General features: G+C 42.7%; 15 protein-coding genes and 1 pseudogene. 2 read left to right on the top strand and 14 right to left on the bottom strand.

Annotated features, from left to right (window positions below; genetic code table 11):
- Positions 1-373: 373 nt before the first annotated feature.
- The 10 genes and pseudogenes from AC04NP_RS21385 to AC04NP_RS21340 all read right to left on the bottom strand — a co-directional run bounded on the left by AC04NP_RS21385 (position 374) and on the right by AC04NP_RS21340 (position 6,803).
- Positions 374-898 carry a hypothetical protein gene (locus AC04NP_RS21385; protein WP_482861983.1) on the bottom strand — a complete coding sequence of 175 codons (525 nt, stop codon included), beginning with the start codon at positions 896-898 and terminating at the stop codon, positions 374-376.
- 5 nt (positions 899-903) lie between these two features.
- Positions 904-1,191, bottom strand: a complete 288-nt coding sequence (locus AC04NP_RS21380; protein WP_482861982.1) for a ParB N-terminal domain-containing protein — start codon at positions 1,189-1,191, stop codon at positions 904-906.
- Between the two features lies 1 nt (position 1,192).
- Positions 1,193-1,795, bottom strand: a pseudogene (locus AC04NP_RS21375) (RHS repeat domain-containing protein); the annotation flags it as partial.
- A gap of 754 nt (positions 1,796-2,549) precedes the next feature.
- Positions 2,550-2,804, bottom strand: coding sequence for a Txe/YoeB family addiction module toxin (locus AC04NP_RS21370; RefSeq protein WP_482861981.1), 255 nt, complete (start codon positions 2,802-2,804; stop codon positions 2,550-2,552).
- The gene (locus AC04NP_RS21365; RefSeq protein ID WP_482861980.1) at positions 2,801-3,052 is read right to left on the bottom strand and encodes a type II toxin-antitoxin system Phd/YefM family antitoxin; all 252 of its coding nucleotides are present in this window, start codon (positions 3,050-3,052) and stop codon (positions 2,801-2,803) included. Before AC04NP_RS21365 ends, AC04NP_RS21370 begins: the two co-directional genes overlap by 4 nt.
- A gap of 197 nt (positions 3,053-3,249) precedes the next feature.
- The gene (locus tag AC04NP_RS21360) at positions 3,250-3,603 is read right to left on the bottom strand and encodes a hypothetical protein (RefSeq protein ID WP_482861979.1); all 354 of its coding nucleotides are present in this window, start codon (positions 3,601-3,603) and stop codon (positions 3,250-3,252) included.
- Positions 3,570-3,797 carry a hypothetical protein gene (locus tag AC04NP_RS21355; protein ID WP_482861978.1) on the bottom strand — a complete coding sequence of 76 codons (228 nt, stop codon included), beginning with the start codon at positions 3,795-3,797 and terminating at the stop codon, positions 3,570-3,572. The genes AC04NP_RS21360 and AC04NP_RS21355 overlap by 34 nt, the downstream gene beginning before the upstream one ends.
- 55 nt (positions 3,798-3,852) lie before the next feature.
- A complete protein-coding gene (locus AC04NP_RS21350; protein ID WP_482861977.1) occupies positions 3,853-4,701 on the bottom strand; it encodes a tyrosine-type recombinase/integrase in 849 nt (282 codons plus the stop codon).
- Entirely contained in the window at positions 4,698-5,555 is an 858-nt protein-coding gene (locus AC04NP_RS21345) for a tyrosine-type recombinase/integrase (protein ID WP_482861976.1), read from the bottom strand. The genes AC04NP_RS21350 and AC04NP_RS21345 overlap by 4 nt, the downstream gene beginning before the upstream one ends.
- 207 nt (positions 5,556-5,762) lie before the next feature.
- Positions 5,763-6,803 carry an IS630 family transposase gene (locus AC04NP_RS21340; protein ID WP_482861975.1) on the bottom strand — a complete coding sequence of 347 codons (1,041 nt, stop codon included), beginning with the start codon at positions 6,801-6,803 and terminating at the stop codon, positions 5,763-5,765.
- A gap of 611 nt (positions 6,804-7,414) precedes the next feature.
- Here AC04NP_RS21340 and AC04NP_RS21335 point away from each other — a divergent pair.
- A complete protein-coding gene (locus AC04NP_RS21335) occupies positions 7,415-7,741 on the top strand; it encodes a helix-turn-helix domain-containing protein (protein ID WP_482861974.1) in 327 nt (108 codons plus the stop codon).
- Positions 7,738-8,157, top strand: a complete 420-nt coding sequence (locus AC04NP_RS21330) for a hypothetical protein (RefSeq protein WP_482861973.1) — start codon at positions 7,738-7,740, stop codon at positions 8,155-8,157. The genes AC04NP_RS21335 and AC04NP_RS21330 overlap by 4 nt, the downstream gene beginning before the upstream one ends.
- A gap of 48 nt (positions 8,158-8,205) precedes the next feature.
- On the opposite strand, the gene AC04NP_RS21325 is transcribed toward AC04NP_RS21330, so the two are convergent.
- The 4 genes from AC04NP_RS21325 to AC04NP_RS21310 form a co-directional block, all read right to left on the bottom strand.
- Positions 8,206-16,848 (bottom strand): RHS repeat-associated core domain-containing protein, encoded by an 8,643-nt coding sequence (locus AC04NP_RS21325; protein ID WP_482861972.1) that lies wholly within the window; start codon positions 16,846-16,848, stop codon positions 8,206-8,208.
- A 36-nt stretch (positions 16,849-16,884) separates the two neighbouring features.
- Positions 16,885-17,958 (bottom strand): hypothetical protein, encoded by a 1,074-nt coding sequence (locus AC04NP_RS21320; RefSeq protein ID WP_482861971.1) that lies wholly within the window; start codon positions 17,956-17,958, stop codon positions 16,885-16,887.
- A gap of 84 nt (positions 17,959-18,042) precedes the next feature.
- The gene (locus tag AC04NP_RS21315; protein ID WP_482861970.1) at positions 18,043-18,729 is read right to left on the bottom strand and encodes a LolA3 family protein; all 687 of its coding nucleotides are present in this window, start codon (positions 18,727-18,729) and stop codon (positions 18,043-18,045) included.
- Between the two features lie 36 nt (positions 18,730-18,765).
- The gene (locus tag AC04NP_RS21310; protein WP_482861969.1) at positions 18,766-22,425 is read right to left on the bottom strand and encodes a PKD domain-containing protein; all 3,660 of its coding nucleotides are present in this window, start codon (positions 22,423-22,425) and stop codon (positions 18,766-18,768) included.
- Positions 22,426-22,447: the final 22 nt, after the last annotated feature.

Here is a 22,447-nt window from a genome sequence, read left to right as displayed (position 1 = left end):
TACAGCAAATACCGCAAGTACAGCCGGCATTTCAACTGCCTCGTCCGGTTTTTCAAAATAAATAGATGAGTGTAGAGGACTCTACACCTAGGGGAGTTTTCTTTTTTATCGAACACTACTCCCAGTTGGGGGCTAGTCAAAAAATTTAGAAAAACTTAAAATAGTATATTTAATGTGATGAATAGTATAAAAGTTGCCAGGAAACAACCAATGGACGCTATTTCATAGACCAGAAGTTTTGATAGTTTTTTTGATAATATTGGATCATTACATTTATACTTTAATTCCTTTAAATACTTTCTGCTGTAAGAATACGCCGAAAACCTTTTTTCCAGCAAGTTCAATTGACAACTCTTCGCATCGTTGATACGTATTAAGACTGTCTTTTGGTAACTTTTAATCTAAACCTAACCTGCGGTGATCCTTGAATTATACCTTGCTTAAATACATCTCCCTCCATATCTAAAACTTTCACATAGGAAAATACTTTAGTGTCTACATTTGTTTGATAAAACAATTCTATGACCGCGATTTTACCTATGAATTGATCGATCGTTGAATAAAGTCTTTCAACTCCTTGAGAATCTAATCCAATTGTATTAAAAATTAGAATTTTCTTACCTTGATTGATCCCTTCGTTCAAAACTCTTAGCTTAGACTGTGTTAAATTAAGCCCCTCTTCACTGTCACTACTAGTTCTGCTAAGATCTATCAAATTCCTTTTTTTGTCGATTAAAAAAAAATTCTTCTTCTTAATAAAGTCTTCTAATTTAACCTCTTTTGAAAATCCTTTGGGAATAATCACGTTATACCAATCTCCTGTTTTCAGCTCAAATTTTGGTAGCTCATAACCAGCAATTTTCAATCCTAAACATTTATAAATTAATTCGTTCCCCATAACAATTACTTTTTTGGTAATGAAGTGGAATTTGCTGGTGGTGAGTCAACAAATGTCTGTTTTGCATTATTTAATAACTTCTCTAATGGTCCAACATTACCTGTCTCTTCAAAAATTTCAATAGCGGCGCCTATCCTATGATGACCTTTTCCAACATGTACTGTACCCTTCTTATCGATGGAAACTCCAATCTTTCCTTTTTTAGAGGTAAAATCAAACATATCATTCTGCATCAACAATTTAAATCTTTCTACTTTTCCTGCATCTAATCTTCCCTTCTGCGTACCTTTCAAATTAACATTTAATCTTCAACACTAAAATTTCTCTTAAGATTATTACTGACATTGGCACTTTTAACTTCGGACTAATTTTAATTTTAAAGATCTTGCCTATGACCGGAACAGGAGCAATGGTTTCAGCGACTGTACCAGTTACCCTTCCTGCTGCGTGTGCCATCCTTTCTGGATCTCCACTCAACAAATCTTCTTTTGTTTCCCTAACCCCTTTTTTAATACCACCTATGATTTTTTGCCCTGTACCTATTGGGTCATTATAAAATTGTCTTGCAATGTCCCTTGGATCTACCAGGTTATCTTTTTGAAGAAATGTGTTAGTTACTGCATTTGATTGACCTATAGGAGTATTTGGTTTATCCCTAAACAGTCCTTCTATAAATCGTTCTTGCAGGTTTAATAAATAGTCAGACTCTAAACCATCCACATCTACCGCAAGTATGGGATAGTTTGAAGCAAAATGATAGGGGGAATAAAACGGATAAGAACTTGCCAACGGATCGACACTCAAAAACTTCGCAATGCTTGGATTATAAATCCTAAAGCCGTAATCGTAGTGTGTGAGTCCGAACTCTCCTTGTTGATCTTTTTCTTTACCGTTGAATGCATAACGGTAATCCCCTGCACGACCTTTTTAGCTCCCTTTTCCCACACCCTGGCAACTTTTTAAAGAACGTTCACACCCATCCAGGGCGCTGCCACAAGTTAGCAGTTTTTTCTTTTTCAGGTGCAGATTCTATTGAAAAAAGAAAAGGGTCAACATGCCGGGGAAGGGTAAAAATCGGCCTGAACACCTTGGTTTACCTTCATCGCCGTCGATTTTTACCCTGAGCCGGGATGCTCCAAGCAAGCTTCCTTAACCGGCTACAACGGCTAATTTTGGTTTTGCGCGGTAAGTGAGCACTGACTTTCTTAGCGGCCCCTTTTCCGCACCGTAACCGCATCCCGAAGGAAGCCTGTCGGTAAGTAGCCGGCAGAAGGGCAGGCAAAAAAGCAAGGGAGTGGCGCGGTTTACGGCGGAGTGGCCGGCGGGGCAGCTAAAGAGCGTCCACGGACTTGCTTTTTTCTTGAGCGCAGTTAAAACGGGGCGCCGGCGGGCCACAGTGCTGACTGAGGGGGCAAGGTGCGGACAAACAACAGCACAGCGGCTGCAGGTGAAGGGGAAGCCTGGCGCGGTTGCCCTGCAGGGAGAGCTGGGCGTGGCGCAATGGAGGGCCTGGAGCCGGGTGGTTGGGCCCAGCACGGCTGACAGCGCAAGGCCCGCAATGAAGCCACACCGCTTTGCCTTGCGGGATGGCTGTGCGTAGGCCATGTGCGCCGGACGGGGGGAATGCAGCGGCCTCGTGCGGGGGGTTTGTTTAGTAGTGGTACCTGCAAGCTATAATCTCTAAATCCTCACTTGCAAAAGAGTAAACCAATCGATGTTCCCCATCTATCCGCCTTGACCAGAAGCCTTGTAAATCATGTTTTAAAGGCTCCGGGTTTCCAATTCCTGAAAATGGATCCCTTAAAGTAGCTTTAATCAATGCGTTTATTCTTTTCAACTTTTTTTTATCTGTCGATTGCCAGTATAGATAATCTTGCCAGGCGGTGGGGGTCCAAATGATCCTCATTCCTCTATTAAGTCGTGTTCCTCGGTTTGGCCTGACCTGGACTCTTTAAGGGACTTTAGTAGTACATCCCTGTTTTTACCACTCAATAAATAACTCGTCTCTTTCAATGAGTTGTATTCTTCCAATGATATTAACACAAGATCCTGATTGTTTTTTCTCTTAATGATCAGTTCTTCCACATCGTCAACAACTAAATCTAGCCACTTTTTAAGGTTTACCCTTAAATCTGTATAATTTACTACTTTCATAATTATTGTTTTTATAAAGATACATAATTAAGTACGTACTTAAGTGCTTTTTGTTCCTTTTATTTTAACGGATGGTGTTTTAGTACCGCTTGTTTTAACGCCTCTTTTCCTTGCGGGCAGGTTGTGCCGGTGGCCATGTGCGCCGGCCGGGAGGAATGGGGCGGCCTGGTGCGGTGGATTTTTGGGGACTTGAAAGTTTATTTGTTCCGGGACGGCAGTTTGTTATCATTCATCTCTGTTGGATAAAAATCGGTTATATATACGCTCTTTTCAACTTCTTCCACATAATAAATGATCTTTACTGTAGCTCTTGATGTGCGCTTAAACAAAATATAACGATATACGTTTTTTCTTCCCGTTAACTGAGGTTCAATTGAGCCCCGGTGTGGGTAGTTAATCAACTCACCAGCCATGTTTTTTAAGGCTGTAGAAAGTTTTTCTGCTTTTTCTATGGAATAATGATCGTATAAGTAGCTGGAAAACTCATAGAAACTTATTTCTGCTGAAGCTGTAATAATTACTCGGTAGCTGTGCGTCTGGCGGCCTTCCAATTTTCAAAATCCTCACTAAATTGATCAAAACTTTTTACTTTACCCTGGGCAATATCTTCCTCCGATGTAGCAGCCCTGAGGTGTAACTGTTCCCCCGTAAGTAAATGCTTAACATATTCAAGTACCTGTTGCTGCTGATCCAACTCTAATTTCAGAAGATGGCCCAACAATTCTTTATTGATTACATTACTCATAACTATACTATGCTTTTATTTTTGTAAAGATAACGTTTTTTGTGCATTTATGATTTTATTGCAACGGATGATGTTTCAACACCGCTTGTTTTAACGCCTCTACCTGGGTTTGCTTGTAGCGCTCCGTGGCGCTCGGGTATTTGTGGCCCGCAAAGGCCTGGACTACTCTCAGGTCATTCCCCGATTTTAACAGGTTGGCAATCACTGATTGTCTTATCGTTTTTGCGTTCAACTTTCTATCGGGAAAAAGATGCCGGCAACACTCGATCAAATAACTGATCCCTTCCCCGTTTTCTTCTGTTCCTAATTTGGAGATGATCAGTTTTTGGGTGTCGGTTTTAATAAGTCTGGGGCGGTCTTCCCCAATGTAGTTCATTAACCAAAATATCTGTCTTGGCTGTAGCTTCAACGTCCTGGCGCCAGTCTTGCGCTGTGCTTTGATGTGAACCGTTCCTGCTTCCAGGTGGATGTCCCCCACCTCCAGGTTTTTAATATCTCCATTGGTTAAGGCTTGGTAAATGAGCAGACTAATGATAATTTGATTGCGGTTTTTCAAGATGGGATAACGTTCTTTTCTTTCCAGCAGCAGCGCCAGCTCTTCGGCTTTAAACAAGTCCTGTAACTGGATGTCCTTCTTTGTCTTGTCCCTTAACCGGATCGAACGGGCAGGGTGATCACCCCGGATGCCTATTGCTACCAGGTAGCTGTAATATTGCTTGATCGCATAAAGGGGCGGGCTTGCATCCAGACCACTGCGCCTTAACTCACCTATATAATCCATGATCTGCTGATAGCCGGCCCGCTCAGGGCTTTCTACCCAGGCAACAAACAACCTTATTTCCCGCAGGTAACGTTTTACCGTTCCACCGGCATGTCTTTGCTGTAGGTATTCTTGCAGGCTCATAGTTGGTGCAGTTGTTTGGGGTTGATGCGGGTGTAGAGCTGGGTGGACTCAAGGTGTTTGTGACCTAAAAAATCACGTACCTGCTCCACGGCCATCCCATTTGCTAAAAGATGGGTCGCCACTGAGTGTCTCAGGTTATGCAAGCTGATGGGTTTAGTGATCCCTGTCCGGTTTAGCACCTTTTTCAGCAGCCTGTTCATGCTATTGCCCCTGGCACGCCTCCCATGACAGTTACACAGAAAGGCGCTTTCATTTGGCTGGCTATAACGTTCATTCAATACATAATCCTGCAGGTCTTTGTTCACCCTGGCTGACAAAGGTACCACCCGCCTTTTGCCCCCTTTGCCTGCCCGGACATACACCAACCTGCTCCTAAAATGGACATCTCCCATATTCAGGCGCTCGCCTTCTGACTTTCTCAACCCACACCCGTAAAACAAGCTAAGTAGGGCACGCTCTTTTAATGTCCCACAGGCTGCGTAAAGTGTTTCCACCTCTGCGGTGGTGAGTACCTCCAAAGGTTTTGACTGCGGCGTTGGGAACGCAAGGCTGCTGGTAGGATCCTTGCTGATCTCCCTTTGCTGCAACTGCCAGCCAAAAAACAGCCTCAGACTGTAAAGGTGGTGAGCGATAAAACGTTCGCTTAATCCCCCTTTACGCCGCCGGTTGGGACGCTCCTGCAGGTAGGCATAATAGCGGACAATATCATGAGGGGTGACCGTACCCGGTGGTTTATACCCCTGGAAGTGTAAAAATTCCCCCACACAGGCAGGCAGCATCTGCACGCTGCTTTTGCTATACCCTAACCTTGTTAAATGTTCCCTGAACTGCTGTATCATCCTTGTTTTTTTCATAGGCCCCTTTGTATTTTCCCGGGTCACGGGTCGCCAGCCACCTGTAACCCCTTAAATCTGCCTGTACGCTTCATGGAAGCACTTTTTCCTCCCTCGCTGGCGACCCAGCTGGTGACCCACCGCTTTGGGCCGCCAGCTCCAACTGGTCCAACTGCCCCTGCAGGTGCCGCTTGACACTGGCACGCAGTTTGGCTAGTGTATTGATTTTCAAGTTAGTTTACTATGAGGTGCGTAATTCCATTGAAAAGGTTTGGCTCGTGTGGCGTTGTAGGTCTGGACATATTCCATTAACTGATCAACGAGTTGTTGTTTGGAATGCCATATTCCTCCCTTCAGCACATCTTTGCTTAAAATATTGAACCAGCTTTCAATCTGATTGAGCCAGGAAGAGTAGGTTGGCGTGAAGTGCATGGTGAGCCTTTTGTTACTATTTACCCATGCTTTTACCTTTTTATGTTTGTGTACGTTGAGATTATCCACAATAATGTGTAGTTGTTTGTCAGGGTATTTTCGGTAGAGTTTTTTGAGGAACTTCAAAAAGTTCACATGGTTGTTCTTGTCGATGGTTTGTGCGGTGACTTCCCCTTCATGTACTGCCAGGGCAGCCATCAATGATACCGTACCGTTACGTTTATAAGTGACAGTATGCCTTTTGGGGAGCCCACTTTTTAGCGGTAATTCAGGTTGACTTCTATCCAAAGCCTGTATTTGCGTTTTTTCATCAACGGATAAGACCATGGCCTTTTCGTCTTTGGAGAGGTAAAGCCCTATTACATTGAGCATTTTTTCCTCAAACTCAGGGTCAGTACTTTTGCCACACCAATAGGCCACCTTGTGAGGGTTTAAATGATGATGAGATAGAACCTGATGAACTTTACTTTGACTCATCCCCACCGCTGAAGCTATTCTTCTCTGACTCCAATTGGTATAGCCTTCCCCAGGTGGGCTACAGGCCAATTGAATGACTCGAGCCTTAGCTGCTTCACTAAAGCTGGCAGGCTTACCCGAACGAGCCTGATCTTTTAAACCAGCTATGCCCATCTTCTTGTAACGACCTTTCCATTTGTTAATCATAGGCCTGCTGATATGAAGTGCCGATTGGATTTCATCGTAGCTCTTGCCTCTCGCACAGAGTAAGATAATCTGAGCTCTAAGTACATCTCGCCTCGGTAACTTATGAGAGCGGGAGCGAAGTGTGAGTGCTTCACGATCCCATTCGCTAATTATAATTGTTCCTATACTTGCCATAAGGAAAATATATTAAAAGTAATCTTATTTAGTAATCGTTACACTAGCGTTTGTTTTTTTGTTGTATACTACGTAAAGGGATCTCAACAATGTCCTTTCCTTTCAGTACTTCCGGTTACTAGCCAGCATTGCAAATGCCTCGTTTTGGCCTTCTGAATAATAAAAGAGTGTAGTCAGAGACGTACACCCAACGTTTTCTTTTTTATGGAATACTACCGCCGAGGGAGTATTAACCTGATCAACCCACACGAACAGTAAAAAACTCGTTAGCGGTAAGACTTAACCATCTGGATGCACCGGAAAAAAGTGCCCAAAACTTCTTACGCCCATGTATAATTTCTTTACAGCAAATGCCACGAGTACAGCCGGAATTTCAATTGCCTTGTTCAGTTTTTCAAAATAAATAGATGAGTGTAGAGGACTCTACACCCAAGGGAGTTTTCTTTTTTGGAATACTACCCCAACTTGGGTTTTTGAAATCGTTAATTCGAACGAATGTATTCCGAAACCAATAAATCCTCCCTATTTAACAAAATATTTTTGATTTGTTTAATACGATCTCGTTCAGTATTTTTGCTAAATAACCTTTTTTAGTGTTTTATTCAGATAGTATGAGTTTTGGAAAACGCCTGTTAGAGGCCAGAAAAAAGAAAAGAATATCACAAGAGGAGATGGCAGGACAGCTCGGTACCAAAGGGCCGGCCATCGGCAGGTATGAACGGGATGAGATGAAACCTTCCATCGAAGTGGCCGCCAAAATGGCCGACATCCTGGAAGTGTCCCTGGATTACCTGGTGGGCAAAACCGACATCCAACTGGATAAAACCACTTTCAACCGTATCCTGGAAGTAAGCAAGTTTAATGAAGAAGACCGCAATCACATCTTCTCGGTCATTGACGCCTTTATCGCTAAAAGAAAGATTCAGTCTATTTTGTGATGAAAATTATCTCACTAATTTTTTTAACTTGTTTTCTTTGTGCCGCCTGTAACTCCCTGGAAGAAAAACTGGAAGGCGGATGGGTCGTTGATCAAGCTTATTATCACGATGAGCCCGTAAGATGGGATTTGTATACTAACGCTTTCGACTTAAATGAAGATTATACCTGTGAGCTCCCCCCAATTAATCGTCGTTCTGAAAGAACTCTTGAGGAACAAAGAGGAACTTGGGAAACTTTTCAAAAAAATGACTCTACCTATCTTCAAATCAAAACAGAGAACAGAATATTTGATAGAACTTTCAGAGTTCAGAACCTTAGAAAGGTAAGGGACTCAGTTAGTTGGGGGTATCTAATAAAAATGACATTAATAGCAGATAGCTTAAAAATGGAGTGCACAAGAGCACTCTATGAATAAAAGAAAAAAGGGGTTTCTCCCCTCTTTTCAATTTTATATTTTTATGTATTATTTTTCTTCAATTTCAGGTACCGCTATTGGAGCTATCCGTGTATTATCTGCCGGGGCTAATTCTGATCCACTATCCAAATGTTGCATTTTTAACGGATACCTGAAATTTTCGGAAATCTCCTTCACAATCTTGATCCCAATATCATATATCTCCTGGTTGTCTGTCGGGTTCACTCCTGATAAAATTACATTGGAAATACTCCCTAAATCCAAAATATTTCTGTATTCCTCCGGTATCAAACCTTCCACTTCTAATGCATCATTAAGATCTTTTGCTACTTGTTTTCGAAGTATATCCATATGCACTTTGACTAATCTCCCATCCTCATTATTTTGATAAATACCATATTGTTCAAACCCGAATGCTACGGCATTTAAGACAAAAGATGCACCAGCTAATGCTCTTCCCCCACCAGAAAGACCTGATAATGTTCTATTCTTGAATCTTCGATCAACTAATTTATATCCACTTTGTTTAGTTCTAGGGTTTTGGACATTGAGTTGTCCTGTTACAAAATTTGGATTAGGTGCTCCTAAGGTATTATCTAAATTTAAGGAGGGTGGAAATAAAGGAAATGAAGGATGGGTAAGCTCTCCTACTTTCGTTGGGAAACCAATATAACCAGTTGGCCAAATACCGGTGGCATCACGTAGTCGCCAGGCTCCACGAGTTCCACTGTTAAAGTTCTCCAAATTAATATGGGTCTCTCCGCCAATCATTTTTATACGAGCTTCATCAGCCCTTAAATACTCTAACCCATCTAAATCTACTCCATCTACGGGCCGGTTACTAGCAAACTGATAAGGTGTCAGCATTGGGTATTCCTTTGTCAAAGGATCCACACTCAAAAACTTCCCAATACTAGGATTATAAATCCTGAAGCCATAATCGTAGGTGGTATTGCCGAACTCTCCACTCTGATCTTGTTCCTTTCCATTGAACCCATAACGGTAAGTACTATCACTAAAACTCCTACCCCCCATCCCCAATCCAAACGGATAGTAGTCTGAAGTACTCACCACCGAAGCCCAGACACTATCCTGCTCCATGCCAATGTTGTCTGTGATCACCGTCATCACATTGCCCAGGTGATTGGTGAGTTCGTAGCGTTTCGTTCCCATATTACGATGGGCGGATAGCTTGCCGCCTTTGTACATCCCTAAACGGCTGCTGCCGTAAATAGGTTGCTCAATCATTACGCTGTCCTCGTAAATGGCCAGCACATTGCCGCTCGCATCGCGAAGGTAGCGGGTTACCACGGTGGTTAATTCAGCGCCTTGGGTTACCACCTGCTTTGCTATCCGGTTGCCGGCTGCATCATAGGTGAACGAAACCACCAAACTATCCGAACGGCTACGCACCTGCCGTACCTTGCCATAAGGCGTCCACGAGATATTTACCCCTTCATATTGATCTCGGATGAGGTTGCCTATCGCATCGTATTGGTACATGGACAGGGAATCGGGCTCCAGCTTGGCCTTGAAACTGTTGCCGCCCGAAGTGGTGAATGTCGGACTTATGGTAATGCCTCCGGTGGCCCTTAGTACAACATCTTGCCCTGTAGGAATATAGCTATTGCCCATCACAGTGATATGGCGGTATAAAATGTCATTGCTCGTCACCGCTCCATTATAAACTTTGTTCTCCATATTCATCGGCAGGTATTGCATCAACCGGTTAGTGCCTTCGTAATAGGAGTAGGTAAACTCATCCTGCAAAATCCCGCTCTCATCATAACGTTGTAAAGTGAGCAGGTTACCATTCGCATCGTAGCTATAGTCGGTATCATAAGCGGCTGGCGTTGTGGGTCTGGTTTGAAAGCCGGTACCGGCCTGGTAATTGGTCAGGCTTCGCGCGTTGATAATGCGGTTGAGCTGGTCATACCGGTAAAGCATGGCCTGCATGCCTTTGGTGCGGTCATTGCTCTCATGGCCGACCTTGGCCAGATCGGTGGTCATGAAGGCTATGTTGCCGTTGTAGAGACCGTTATCGCTATTCATTTCCGTATATCGCTGCCAAAGCTGGTCGCGCACTTCGGTGGGGGTTAACAAGGCATTGGCAGGGGTGTAGTCACCGTTAAAATAGCCCAGGTTAAAAGCAAAAACATCTTTTCCTGCCATGTAATCGGCCACATTAATAATGTCGGGATCATCTTCATAAGCCTGGTTGACACCTTTGAGCCAACCTTGAAGGGTATAATAGTAATCCATGCCCTGAACCCGGTATTCACCCAGTTCTACCCTGGCGAGGGGACCATGCAGGTAATAGGTATAAGCCGCTTCCTTGTCCCAGATAAAGCCATCGGTAGAGGTGTATACTTCGGTCAGCCGGTTATCGGCGTCGTATTCATAGCGATGGATAAACTGATCTTCTTCCCCGTATTGGTACAACACGTTATTCACATTCCCGCTGATCAGGTCATATACGTAGTCGGTCCGCTTTGGCGACAGGCCTGGTAATTGTTGCAGCAAGCTTTTGACATTCCCATGAATATCGTAGCTGTAGCAGGTAATCACTGTATCAGTGTCTTGGTTCACAATTTCCACCCATGACACACGGGTGCGTAAATTCTGCTGATTGAAGGCGGTGAGTCCCGGTTTCGGAAAATCGTAGTGGGTGCGGGTCACATCGGTCAGTGCATAGTCTGCAGCCAGGGGAAAGGTTTTGGAATCCAGTGAATCCAACAATTGGCCCAGGGCTATTTCCGTATGCATTTCTCCCACCTCTATGACACGCCCCTGTTCGTCGTATTTGGTGTAGGAATAAGCCGTATCGATCAATTGTTGTGCATTTTGGGACAGGCGCAATTGGGCTTTTCCGTCGTACCAGAACTGTGACTGGCCGGCATCGGGCGTTTGTTGTTCAATCAATTGGTTCAGTGAATTGTACTGGTACCGGGTGATTAACGCATGATCAGGCTGTGAAGGGGCGCCCCCCAAAAATGCCGTTGTGGCCGCTGTTGAAAGTGGTTTTACCCCTTCAGGAGGTATGGTCTGCACCAGGTTGCCGGCCTGATCATAATAGTAAAGTGTATAATGATATTCCTGAGACTGATAGGTGTACTCCAGACGATCGTTGACGCCTTCCAGGCAATTTGTCTTATAATTATTGTAAAAACCGGAGATGGCCCTTTCATAGAACTTTTCGGTGGCATAACTGATCAGAATACTGTCTTCCCGGGCAGCATTTGCGAGGCATTCCTGTACCAATTGGTCTAAATCGACCTTAAACATGAATTGCCGAAGCGTGACGTTGGTGGTATCAAATTGTAAACAGAGATTGACTTCAATACCTTCTTGAACTACCAGGGTTTGCATACGGCTGGTCAAAGTGAGGAGCGGAGCATCAGGATTAGTTATTTGATAATAATATTGTGTTCCTTCGTCAGATTCGGAAATATTGTTGATCGTAAGGGTATGCCCTTCTTCTGATAAAGTATTAAGCGCTATGTCAGCACCTCCATCTACATATTTAAACCATTGGTACTTAGATGGAGGATTAGTGTTACGGTCTATATTACTTCTAAGGGTTAAAGGGCCTCCATTATAAGTGGAAACAGTTTTTTCCGTATCTATTAAATCTTGATTAGTATAGATAACCTCGGAAGTGCCATCAAATCCCTGAATGATATTCAGGAAGTTTTGAAATGTAAATGCATTCGCATCTATATAAAAATTAAAATACATATTCTTCAATGCTACCAACTCATCCGGAATATCTCCACTTAAATTATTATATCCTAAATTTAGATTTTGAAACAGCGGGTTTCCAAGTGACGCCGGTATTGTGCCTTCTAGATTATTATTTTGCAAATAAACATTACCAGTATTATTGTTAAACCCATTAGAATTTCCCAAGTTAGCAGGAATTGTTCCGGATAAATTATTCCAACTCAAATTCAAGTTAGTCAGGTTAGGCAATAGACCAATACCAGGTGAAATGCTTCCAACTAAGTTATTACCTGCTAATACCAGTCCTCTCAGATTCAATAAAGAATCCAACTCAATTGGAATTTGTCCAGTAAAGTTATTATATGCTAAATGTAAGATTACCAACTGATTTAATTGTCCAATTTCCTTAGGAATTGAGCCAGTTAAATTGTTCCAGCTAATATCCAATTGATAGAGATCCGATAACTGTCCAATTTCCGGTGGTATGCTGCCAGTAAGAGAGTTGGAATGTAAAACCAAAAATACCAAGTTCGTTAGATTTCCTATTTCCGGCGGTATCTCCCCATACAAGGAACTGTGGTATAGAAGCAATATTCTTAACTTAGATAAGTTGGCAATAGAAGCAGGTATGGCACCTCCTAGGTTAACATTACTACTCAAATCCAGACTTTCAAGATTAGATAAATTGCCTATTTCATTAGGAATTGAGCCAGCAATTTGAGTATTATTGACCCTCAGTGATAATAGACTGGCCAAATCACCTATTTCTTTAGGAATTGAGCCAGTAAGTTGATTGTTTCCCAAAGATAAAGTTTCAAGGTTGAATAAATTTCCAATTGTCAAAGGAATGACCCCTGAAAGTGAATTGGAAAATAAACTCATATTCTTAAGACTGGATAAATTACCTATTTCATTAGGGATGGATCCAGTAAGTTGATTGTTTTCTAAATGCAAATTTTGAAGATTGGTTAAATTTCCAATGGTATTAGGAATTGAGCCAGTCAGTTGGTTGTTCCTGAAAGATAAAGTTTCAAGATTAGGTAAATTTCCGATGGTCGAAGGAATGATTCCTAAAAGCGAATTGGAATATAGATACAATCTAATGAGATTAGACAAACTCCCTATTTCGTTGGGGATGGATCCTGTAAGTCGATTGTTTTCTAAATGTAAATTTTGAAGATTGAATAAATCTCCAATAGTATTAGGAATAGACCCTGAAAGTGAATTGGAATTCAGAAACAGACCTTTTAGACTAGACATACCACCTATTTCGGTTGGAATCGATCCCGTAAGCCTATTATCCGACAGAATTAAAACTTCAAGATAGATCAGTTTTTCGAGATCAGAAGGAATGCTTCCCGATAAATTATTGCTTTCGAGATATAGCTGAATTACATTACCGTTTACATCGGTAGTAACTCCATCCCAGGTAGATACTGGGTTGGTAGTAAGCCAGTTACTATTATTAAACCACGAATTCCCTCCTGTAGCATTGTAAATGGCTATTAGCGCATCACGTTGTGGAGTAGGGGTAGCAGTGGTTGATAAGGTTGGCATGCTTCGCACCGATTGAACAGTACTTCTCTTTTTTCTTTTTTCATCCAAGTACTGCATTAAATCTTCCATCATCTCTGCTTCTAAGCTATCCTGCATTAATAAATGCTGCTGTTTAAAGCTACTTTCATCAAAATAAGCATTGCGTTCATCTCCCCTCCTCGCTCCAAAAGTTTGCTCATCAGTAAGATCATTACCAACATTATCCGAAAAAGTTGAGAAAGGGCTACCTGCAGGCGGGCCCGGATCGTAGAGGGGGGGTAAATAAATGACGGTATCTTTCACGCATACAATAGGATCATCCAGGGCCACGGCTTCTAATCCGCAATTATAACTGTTCAGTATATTCTGAATAGCTATGAGGGCGCTATGGTTACCAAGATCTGATTTTAATATGAGCTTGAAAAAATTGTTGCTATTGCTGTCGAAGTAAGATCGTAAGGAATCTGCAATAGCAACACTGTCCGCATAACTAAAACTCGTATTACAGGATCCGCTGATATTAGCCACCATCATTTCCACCGTCTCATTGCTCACCGAGTCTGTAAGCCCGTTGGCTTTGGCCCATTGGGTAACATCCTGTTCAGTTTGTGGCAGTTCGTCCTGTGCGCCCAATTCTTCCATGGCCTTCGGGCAATTTTGAAACGCCGGAATTTCCAACTTGGTTTTTCGCTTGGCTTCAAGGTAAAAATTGCGGAAAAGCACCCAGTGAAAGCTAAGTTGCTTATTGTATTCTTGCACCGTCATTTCGCTTTGACGGCGCATTAAATCCTGGTAAAGAATATGAAATCCATTCACATCGTTTAGCCCCCGCTCGTTAATATAAAAACTGGTGTTGGCCGGATCGGTGATCTGGGCAAGGGTGCCAGCATAGGTGGTTACGCCATCCTGCACGCCATCGTTGTCATTATCAAAGGGTATATCGGCAACATGCATGTTATCAAGGCGGGATTGCATGGCCGCCACATGACCGTAACCACTTAAATCCGGATTGGTAAAGAAGGGGTCTAAGGTTAATAACTGGTCATAGCCTCCGGCTACCGCAGCATCCCAATCGGCTATCCGGGCAATTTGTTTTTCAAATACATCACTTTCCTGGTTTTGCACGCAAAGGAGGTAAGCACAGTAATCCGGATGCGACGCAATGCTGTCGGGCGGCACTTCATAAAATGTTTCGCTCGCCTCCCCATCGCGGTCCCTGAAAAATTGCTCAATTTGAAGATAGATGTTCTCACAATCCTTTTCTGCAATTTCGTCAATGGCTTCATTGATGGCTGCTTCTGCCTCGGGACAAGTCGCCTCACAAATCTCGCAATCGGTAGAGTCTACCTCATACGATGCACTGATTTGTTGCACAAGTTGTGCGATTGAATCATTTTCGGCCACCAACGTTCTCATTTGCGAAAAGCTAAGATCGCGGGGCGTGACGGTTTTTGTGAGGGTGTAATCTCCCACATCTGCCAGCATAACACTAAACCGGACATCGGCAACGTTGATTGGATTTATACAATCAGTGCCGGTTCTATTGAAAAGTTCATAAAGATGGGGGTCGCTCGACTCATTTCCGGTTACACCTGAAAGATCCAGGGCAATGCCATCGGGATCAGTGATGCTGATTTTGACATCAAAAGTACAGTCCTGACAACCCAATGTATCCAGTTCAGCGCCCAGAGCCATCAACTCGTATTCAAAACTATACTGCGTATTGGGTGATGTATTGAGTATTTTATGTTGCAACTGGCTGATGCCGTTTGCCTTGCTGTTTTTCTGGCTGATATCCACCGTGATATCCGCAGGATCCAATGCTTTAAAACCCGGCAGGGTATCGAGGTTAGCTGGCGGCGTCCCCGCCAACGCAGTAGCAATGGTGCGGTCTTCCTGGTCCAGGTAAGATATACTCACCTGTCCATTGGCGTCTACCACCATATTTTTTTTATAGTGATTGGCATTACCCACATTGCTGCCAAACAACCGGACCAGGTCATATGGCGCTGCTTCTCCATAATAATACCGGACAACATGGGCTCCATCCATTTTGAATGTCTCCCCCACGCCCGATTGCCGGCTGATACGCTCAGTACCGTCCCTCAAATATTCGGTTTGGGTATATACATAGCCATCTGCATCAGGCAGGAAATCTTTATGAAGTTGTTGTAAGTCATTATTGGAAGAATAATATTTTCCGGCGCCTGTGGTGGTAGCAATAATGCTGTTAACTTCCCGGTGGTTATCGTAATTAAATTTCTTGAGATTGGGAGAGACATGGGCGGTTACGTCAGCGTCTAAAGGCTGGAAGGTGTTGAAATTAGCTTTGTACTGAAGAGAATGCCCGGCGCCTGGCACGGGAAGGACGGTACCAGCCACCCGGCCTTCGTAATCATAAAGATTTTCCCCTACCAAAGTCACATCCTGCGAACTCAGGTTTGTCAGTACCTGGCGTTGACGCGAAGTGCCATCATAATAATTCATCACCTTTTTGTATTTACCGTTTTCACTGAAAACCGTCTGCTGCTGCCAGGTAATACCTTTTTGATGATTGTCGATACTAATCGGAACCCCGGTGCCGTAGTGCCAATGCCCTGCTATGCGATGACCAGGATACGCAGGATTTATACCAACGGCCCTGACACGGTACCATAATCTACCGTTGGGGTAATAGGAAATGTGACTGTATTGTTGAGCTGTGGTAGAAATACGTACAGGTTCTTTCCAATCAAACGCTTCCTGAGCGGTTGTTCCTACAAAAAAAATGTCTAGCGAATCAATAAAGACCCATTCCAAATCAAAGCTTTCCAGGCCTGGCCCGGTATAACTCCAACTGGTTTTGATTTCCTCATTGACATAACTATAATCTAATGTCAAAGGACCGGCGGGATTAAAGAGGGCTTCTTCATGTTTGTACAACAGAACATTCAGATAAATGTAAGCTTCCGGCGCCCCGTTTTGAAGTTGCTTATTGTGAATTTTAAAAGTATAATGATCACCACATGTTACCAGGGAATCATTGAAAACAGTCGCAATAAAAATCTGATTTTCCATGGCCAAAGAAAGAGGCTTGGTCCATAAACTATCTGTATTATACCGGAGCGTAATTTCAAGATCGGCCAGCCAGTCCTGTTGTGTTTGACGGTCTCCCAGGTCATAAAACAACTGAAAAGCCAGGTAATAATCCCCTTCCAGACAAGGAGGGGCCTGAAAAACCTGCCTGACGGTATCTATGCCCAGGTCCGCTAGTAAATATTCTGTTTTCAAGGGGGTTTCCGGCGATTTCCCATCCCGGGTGATCCTTAACGCTTCAGGAATTTTTGTAGTATCAGCGGATATTCCGGACGACGTGCCAAAGACAATTCCAGGGTTAAGTAGGATCGTTAAAAACAGGCACTTAAAAAATGATTTGATACAGGTCGGTTTCATAGTAAATTTTCCAAAGCTTTAAACAGGTTTTTTTAATTATTTATTCAAATCACTTAAATGTTTTTCAATTTGCTCCAAACGTTTTTCTAATGCCTTTACCCTATTCTCCTTTTCCTCAATTTCCTTTTGCTGTGCAATGGTGTATAACATCAGTTGCTCGATCTTTTCAAGCAAAAGACCATTCATTGATCCCAAATCAACCCCATTTTCATTTACTTCATTGGCAGAAGGAATATCGGGAAGGTGATGATTTTCTTTTATAAATTGCTCCAGTTCTGTCAGCGTTGGCAGGTGATAAGTTTCCATAAACACATAGTCGGGCCAGACGCTATTGGTTACATTCACCTCCCTGGCGCCAATGTGGCCTTCCACCGCCAGCTTATAAGCAGCAGTAGGATTTCCTCCGATGCCTACATTTCCATCCGCATTTGACACGGTAATTCTGGATAACCCCGCGGTCTGAAATTGTAGATCTCCCCCCGGGCTGCTTATCATTCCGCCATCGATCCTTAAGTTGCCGGTTGAATACATGTTACCCGTAACGCCAAATTGATATTCCGCAGGCGGTTTCATATTGATCCCTACCTGATCTGTGCTAAAATCCCCATAAATGAGGGGAACTGCCAAATCATCATTGGCTATGTAAAGTTTATTTGAACCTGTTTCATGACGCCCAGCGGTATACCCTAAGAAAAGATTAGAATTGCCGCTGACATTATTTTCTCCTGCCCACCTACCTACAAACACATTCTTTATTCCTCCGGTGTTGTTTAAACCGGTTTGATTGCCAATGTAAACGTTAGCATCGCCGGTAGTATTCATTCCACCTGCCTCAAACCCTATAAACACATTATCCCTCCCATCGATATTTGCATTCCCGGAGCGGTATCCTAAGAAAGAATTTTGATAGCCTGAAGTATTTGCAAAGCCTGATTGTTTGCCGATAAATGTGTTCCCATCGCCAGTACTTACCTCTCCTGCCTCGTAACCAAAGTACGAATTGGTGTTATTTCCTCCATTACCAGCATTCCTATCATAACTAACGGGTTGGGCTACCACATTAAAACAAGCTGGAAGTACTACAAAAGTCAATATAATCGTTGCTTTCATTTTTGTCATTTTTAGTATAAGGTCCATGAGTTAAGCTATAATAATTTCTCTATGATTTTTTATTCATTTTTCAGTCAACTGCTCCTAAAAATTAATCCCGTTATTCAGAATTTGATATCCTTTATACTTCGATGAAGCCTTCAATTGATCTTCTCCCAATGACAAATATTTTGTTTCACTAAATGTGTTTTTGGGAAATTGCACCCGGTTATCAAATACCAAAAAATCAATCACCACATATTGTCCCTGAACGTAGTGATAAGCTAATTTCAAGAGTCGGTTTCTCTCAGTATCAATTGCCAGTTCGACTTTGCCTATTGGCCCCTGCTTTTGACGAATGCTGTACCGGTCCACACCCGCTTCGCTGCTCAAAAGCTTAGGTTCTTCGTAGAAATTCATAATACTATCCAAATTAAGTTGGAATGGGTCCTTTATTTCATCTTCGGCGGTCAGGTTCCTTGGATTGCATATAATGGTTTTAGCCTCTTTATTGACTACAATTATTGCTTTTGCATTTATCATCATTTCCATATCGCCAAATACCTGATGATAACTATCATTTTGGCGTTTGACAATGGCTTTCTGCTGAAAAAAGGGGTTAGTGGCCGTAGTGTCATCAAAAGCAGTGACCTGCATCTCTATGTGCATATTTTCGGAAGCTTCATATTCCTGGCGCATATTTAGCAGGGCCTGTTTGAAGTCTTGTGCCTTTGTTTGAAAGGGGCAAAGGCAATAGGCAACCGGTACAAAAAACAAGTAGTATTTATTCATAGAAGTATTGGGTCATTTTATTCGTCTTTACCTTCTCTAATTGCCCGGACTCATTGGGTTATGTTCCAAAATATAGCTCACATTCTCAGAAATCGTTTTGATACCTCTTTCGGTTTCTTTCTTGGTTAAGTAAAGGTTCCCTTCCTCATCATAGTAGAAATAGGAAGCAAAGTTTTCTTCGTCCAAAATAGCCTGCAAGCGATAATCTTTCAGATCATATACATAACTTTTCATATTACCCAATTCAGGGTGAAGCCTGAGGTCATCAAACCAAACCGCGGCTGCAGTTCCAGGGTTAAAATTAAGTTCCAGGGTAGTTTCTTTATCCGGGCAAACAAAGTTTCCTTTGAGTTGTTGCCACCCCTCAATTATTTGTCCCTCGGGAACAAAGGGTGCCGATAAGACCGTCTGATCATTAGCATTTTTCAGAATTACCTCCAGGCTAATCCCTTCTGCCAATTGAGGTGTCAATAAATGCATGTTATTAACAGAAACCCAGGCATTGATCACATAAGTCTTGGCTGAGTCAAGCTGCAACAACTCCTGCTTGTAATTGGTACTAGCAGTAATTTTCAGACTTTTTTTCCCGGTATGTGAAACCAGATCGTCGATCACCGGGGTGGTGCCCGGGGTCAACGTATTTCTAATTTTCATTTTGCCCCCCCAAAGCCCGCCAAATGGCGCCCGTTTGAATACAACCAGGGTCAATGCCGGATCTTCAGGATGTACTTCCATACAAACAATTTCGTTATTACCTATATAGTTGAATTGCTTTGCGCCGGAAGACAAACTGTTTATACGGTAGGCCAAAACATCCGCAGAGAAAACATTCTGCAAATCTTCACTGCTGGCCTCAACCACCGCCATATGCCCAACCGCTGCTATTATTTTGTAAATCGTATAAGCAGGAATTGCCTGGTTATTGAATCTCCAATTACCCGAAGCATAGTTATCAAAATATTCAAACCCTGTGAAGGCCATTTCATCATTCCTCATGTTTACCCCGTTTGCAGCGGGAAGATGGCCTCCGTAATCATAAAGCGCCGCTGAGTAAATATCCAGCACGTCTTTGTTTTCCAGCTCATAGCTATAGGGGCTGTAAGTGGTCATCGTGTTGGCTTTTATCCAGTGGGGAATAACCCCGGCATCTGCATATTGCCAATTAAACCTTTCCAGGTCAAAGATGCCATCGTTAGCGATGTTCGTGGTGGCTGAAAGCTCTCTGGGCACATCATAGGCATGGGTTCCTTCATTTCGCCATACACCTAATGTTCCGTTAAGGTAACTGTTGCGATCATCAAGTGTTTCTTCAGGGAAAGTCATGGTCCATACATCGGAAAAAGTACTGACCGAGGTATTGATGACATTGGTCCTTGTGTCTGTCTTTACTTGCAACAGGGAATCGACAACAAATTCTTGCGGCAACTCAAATACCACTTGTTTGGTGATAGTAGTATCTCGCACGCAACCAAAATAATCGTATTGTATGTAGAGTGAAACATCGTAAGTCCCCTCCTGTTGGTAGGCATGCCATGCTCTTCGATCGGTGGAAGTATTCCCGTCCCCAAAATCCCATTGATAAGCACTGGGTTTAGTAAGCTGATTAACTTCAAAATCCGGAGTGAAATTCATGGCACACAAATACCTTTCAGGATCAAAGCCCATCATCGAAGGAAAAACATCACATGTCACCTCGAGCGTTATCAGTCGACTGGTTAAAGTAAGACCGGGCGCATCCGTTGGATTGGTTACCTGATAATAAAATTGAGCGCTATCATAGTCTATGGTAACATCTTCCAGCACATGGATATGTCCCCCTTGGATGGGTGCCGGTGTCAAGGCAATATCATCCCCCCCCTCAATGTATTGAAACCACTGAAATGAGCTCAGCGGCACAGTGGCAGTATCCACCATAGCCTTTAAATTACCATCTTGTCTCACGTAGACTCGTTGGGTCCTTTCGGTATCAATAGAATCCTGAGGGGCAATTGTGAAACTTTTTAAACCAGGTTGCGGAACAAAGTGATCAAAATGTAACTTATTATTGGAAGCATCAACCTCTAAATTCGGATTATTTCCAAAAGGTGAAATAGCATCAAAATGATTATTATTGAAGTAAAATCTTAAATTTACTCTCCCCGCCTCTGATAAATAGGAGGGCAAAGCTCCTGTAAATTCATTAAAAGATATGTACAAGTAGTCTAAGGACGTTAAGCCTCTCAGGTTGGGAAGTGGTGAATCCAGTAAATTATTGCGCAGATCTAAATAATATAAATTGGTAAATTCGGAAAAAAAAGCAGGCAACACACCATCTAGGTTATTATTGCTAAGGTCCAAGTACCTGAGATTACTTAGATGTCTAAATCTGCTTTGGATTGGCAATTCCAAACCATTATTACTCAAATCCAATGATTCGATGGTGACCGTATTGGCAGTACCTAGCCATCTGGGAATAGTAGTAATTCCATTTAGTGCCAGATCCAACAAGATTAAATTAGGAATGTTTTTAATATGTTCAGGAACGGGGTATAAATTGTTACCTTTAAGGTGTAGGCTTCTTAGCGTAGTAATACTTGTTATTGACTGAGGTAAATCGGTGAGGCCGCTGTTTTCCACCGAGAGAAGTTGCAGTGCCGGTAATTGGCCAACTATTTCCCATTGTGAAGTAACCAAATTTGGGTTGATGTTTAAATACAGGTCTTCTAAAGTGCTCAGATTGCTGAAATTGGAGGGTAACCCGGTAAGCTGGCAGTTATTCAGCCAAAGCCTTTTCAGATTTACATTATTTTGCAGGGTATTAACGATCGAGGACAACACGCTTACATTGGAATAATTATTATTTTTTAAACTTAAGTCTTCAAGATTCAATAGGTTATTGAATGTTGCAGGCAGGCTTTCAAAACCAATGTTTTCCAAATATAAAGTAGTGAGGTTTGGTAAATTAGCCAAAATATCCGGGAACTGACCTCCCGGTGAATACAGCGAATGGTTTTCGCTTAAATCCAATCTACGTAAAAGAGACAGGCCGGAAAGACCACCTGTAGATACCGAATTTACATTGATCCCACAGTTCCTTAAGTCGAGAACTTCTAAATTACCGAGCGTTGAAAAAGAGGTTGGAATTGACCCCGTCGCACTAAGGTCATTGTTAGAAATGTCCATGCTCCTCAAATTACTTAACGAACTGTAACTGGTTGGCAATGGGCCGGTTAATTTGTTGGTAGGGTCAGAACTACTTGCAAGATTGAGGGTTACAAGGCTGGATAAATTACCAATATGCGACGGAAAATTTCCTGAGAAACCATTATTGCGCAGGTTCAATGTTCCTAATTGCTGTAAAGCGCTCAAATCCGGAATGGTGCCGGTAATTGAATTACTTGCCATTGAAATACTTACCAGGGCGGTAAGGTTGTTCAATTCATTCGGAAGGGTACCACTCATCCCAACTCCATTCAAGGCGATGGAGGTAATGTCGCCATTAGCAATTTCAATCCCGTGTAAAGTTGTAACAGGGTAACTATCGATTTGACCTTGTGTCCATCGGAATTGCTCTGTCCAGGATGCCCCATTAGTTGCATTATAAATCGCTTGAAGGGCGGCTTTTTCAACATTGTCTGGTACGGTTCCCTGACCATAAACCGGATTGAGCATCCCAGCGATCATTGAAAATACACCGATGGGAAAAAGCAGTCTCATTATTTTAACTAAATAATTTTTC

The sequence above is a fragment of the Agaribacillus sp. DX54 genome, from assembly GCF_056858335.1.
This window is presented reverse-complemented; position numbering and strand designations above follow the sequence as displayed.

Bases quoted from the DNA above. Each gene is read 5' to 3' on its own strand.
- AC04NP_RS21345 (WP_482861976.1), bottom strand. From the start codon at position 5,555: ATGAAAAAAACAAGGATGATACAGCAGTTCAGGGAACATTTAACAAGG.
- AC04NP_RS21340 (WP_482861975.1), bottom strand. From the start codon at position 6,803: ATGGCAAGTATAGGAACAATTATAATTAGCGAATGGGATCGTGAAGCA.
- AC04NP_RS21385 (WP_482861983.1), bottom strand. From the start codon at position 898: ATGGGGAACGAATTAATTTATAAATGTTTAGGATTGAAAATTGCTGGT.
- AC04NP_RS21350 (WP_482861977.1), bottom strand. From the start codon at position 4,701: ATGAGCCTGCAAGAATACCTACAGCAAAGACATGCCGGTGGAACGGTA.
- AC04NP_RS21365 (WP_482861980.1), bottom strand. From the start codon at position 3,052: ATGAAAGTAGTAAATTATACAGATTTAAGGGTAAACCTTAAAAAGTGG.
- AC04NP_RS21370 (WP_482861981.1), bottom strand. From the start codon at position 2,804: ATGAGGATCATTTGGACCCCCACCGCCTGGCAAGATTATCTATACTGG.
- AC04NP_RS21325 (WP_482861972.1), bottom strand. From the start codon at position 16,848: ATGAAACCGACCTGTATCAAATCATTTTTTAAGTGCCTGTTTTTAACG.
- AC04NP_RS21310 (WP_482861969.1), bottom strand. From the start codon at position 22,425: ATGAGACTGCTTTTTCCCATCGGTGTATTTTCAATGATCGCTGGGATG.
- AC04NP_RS21335 (WP_482861974.1), top strand. From the start codon at position 7,415: ATGAGTTTTGGAAAACGCCTGTTAGAGGCCAGAAAAAAGAAAAGAATA.
- AC04NP_RS21320 (WP_482861971.1), bottom strand. From the start codon at position 17,958: ATGAAAGCAACGATTATATTGACTTTTGTAGTACTTCCAGCTTGTTTT.
- AC04NP_RS21315 (WP_482861970.1), bottom strand. From the start codon at position 18,729: ATGAATAAATACTACTTGTTTTTTGTACCGGTTGCCTATTGCCTTTGC.
- AC04NP_RS21355 (WP_482861978.1), bottom strand. From the start codon at position 3,797: ATGAGTAATGTAATCAATAAAGAATTGTTGGGCCATCTTCTGAAATTA.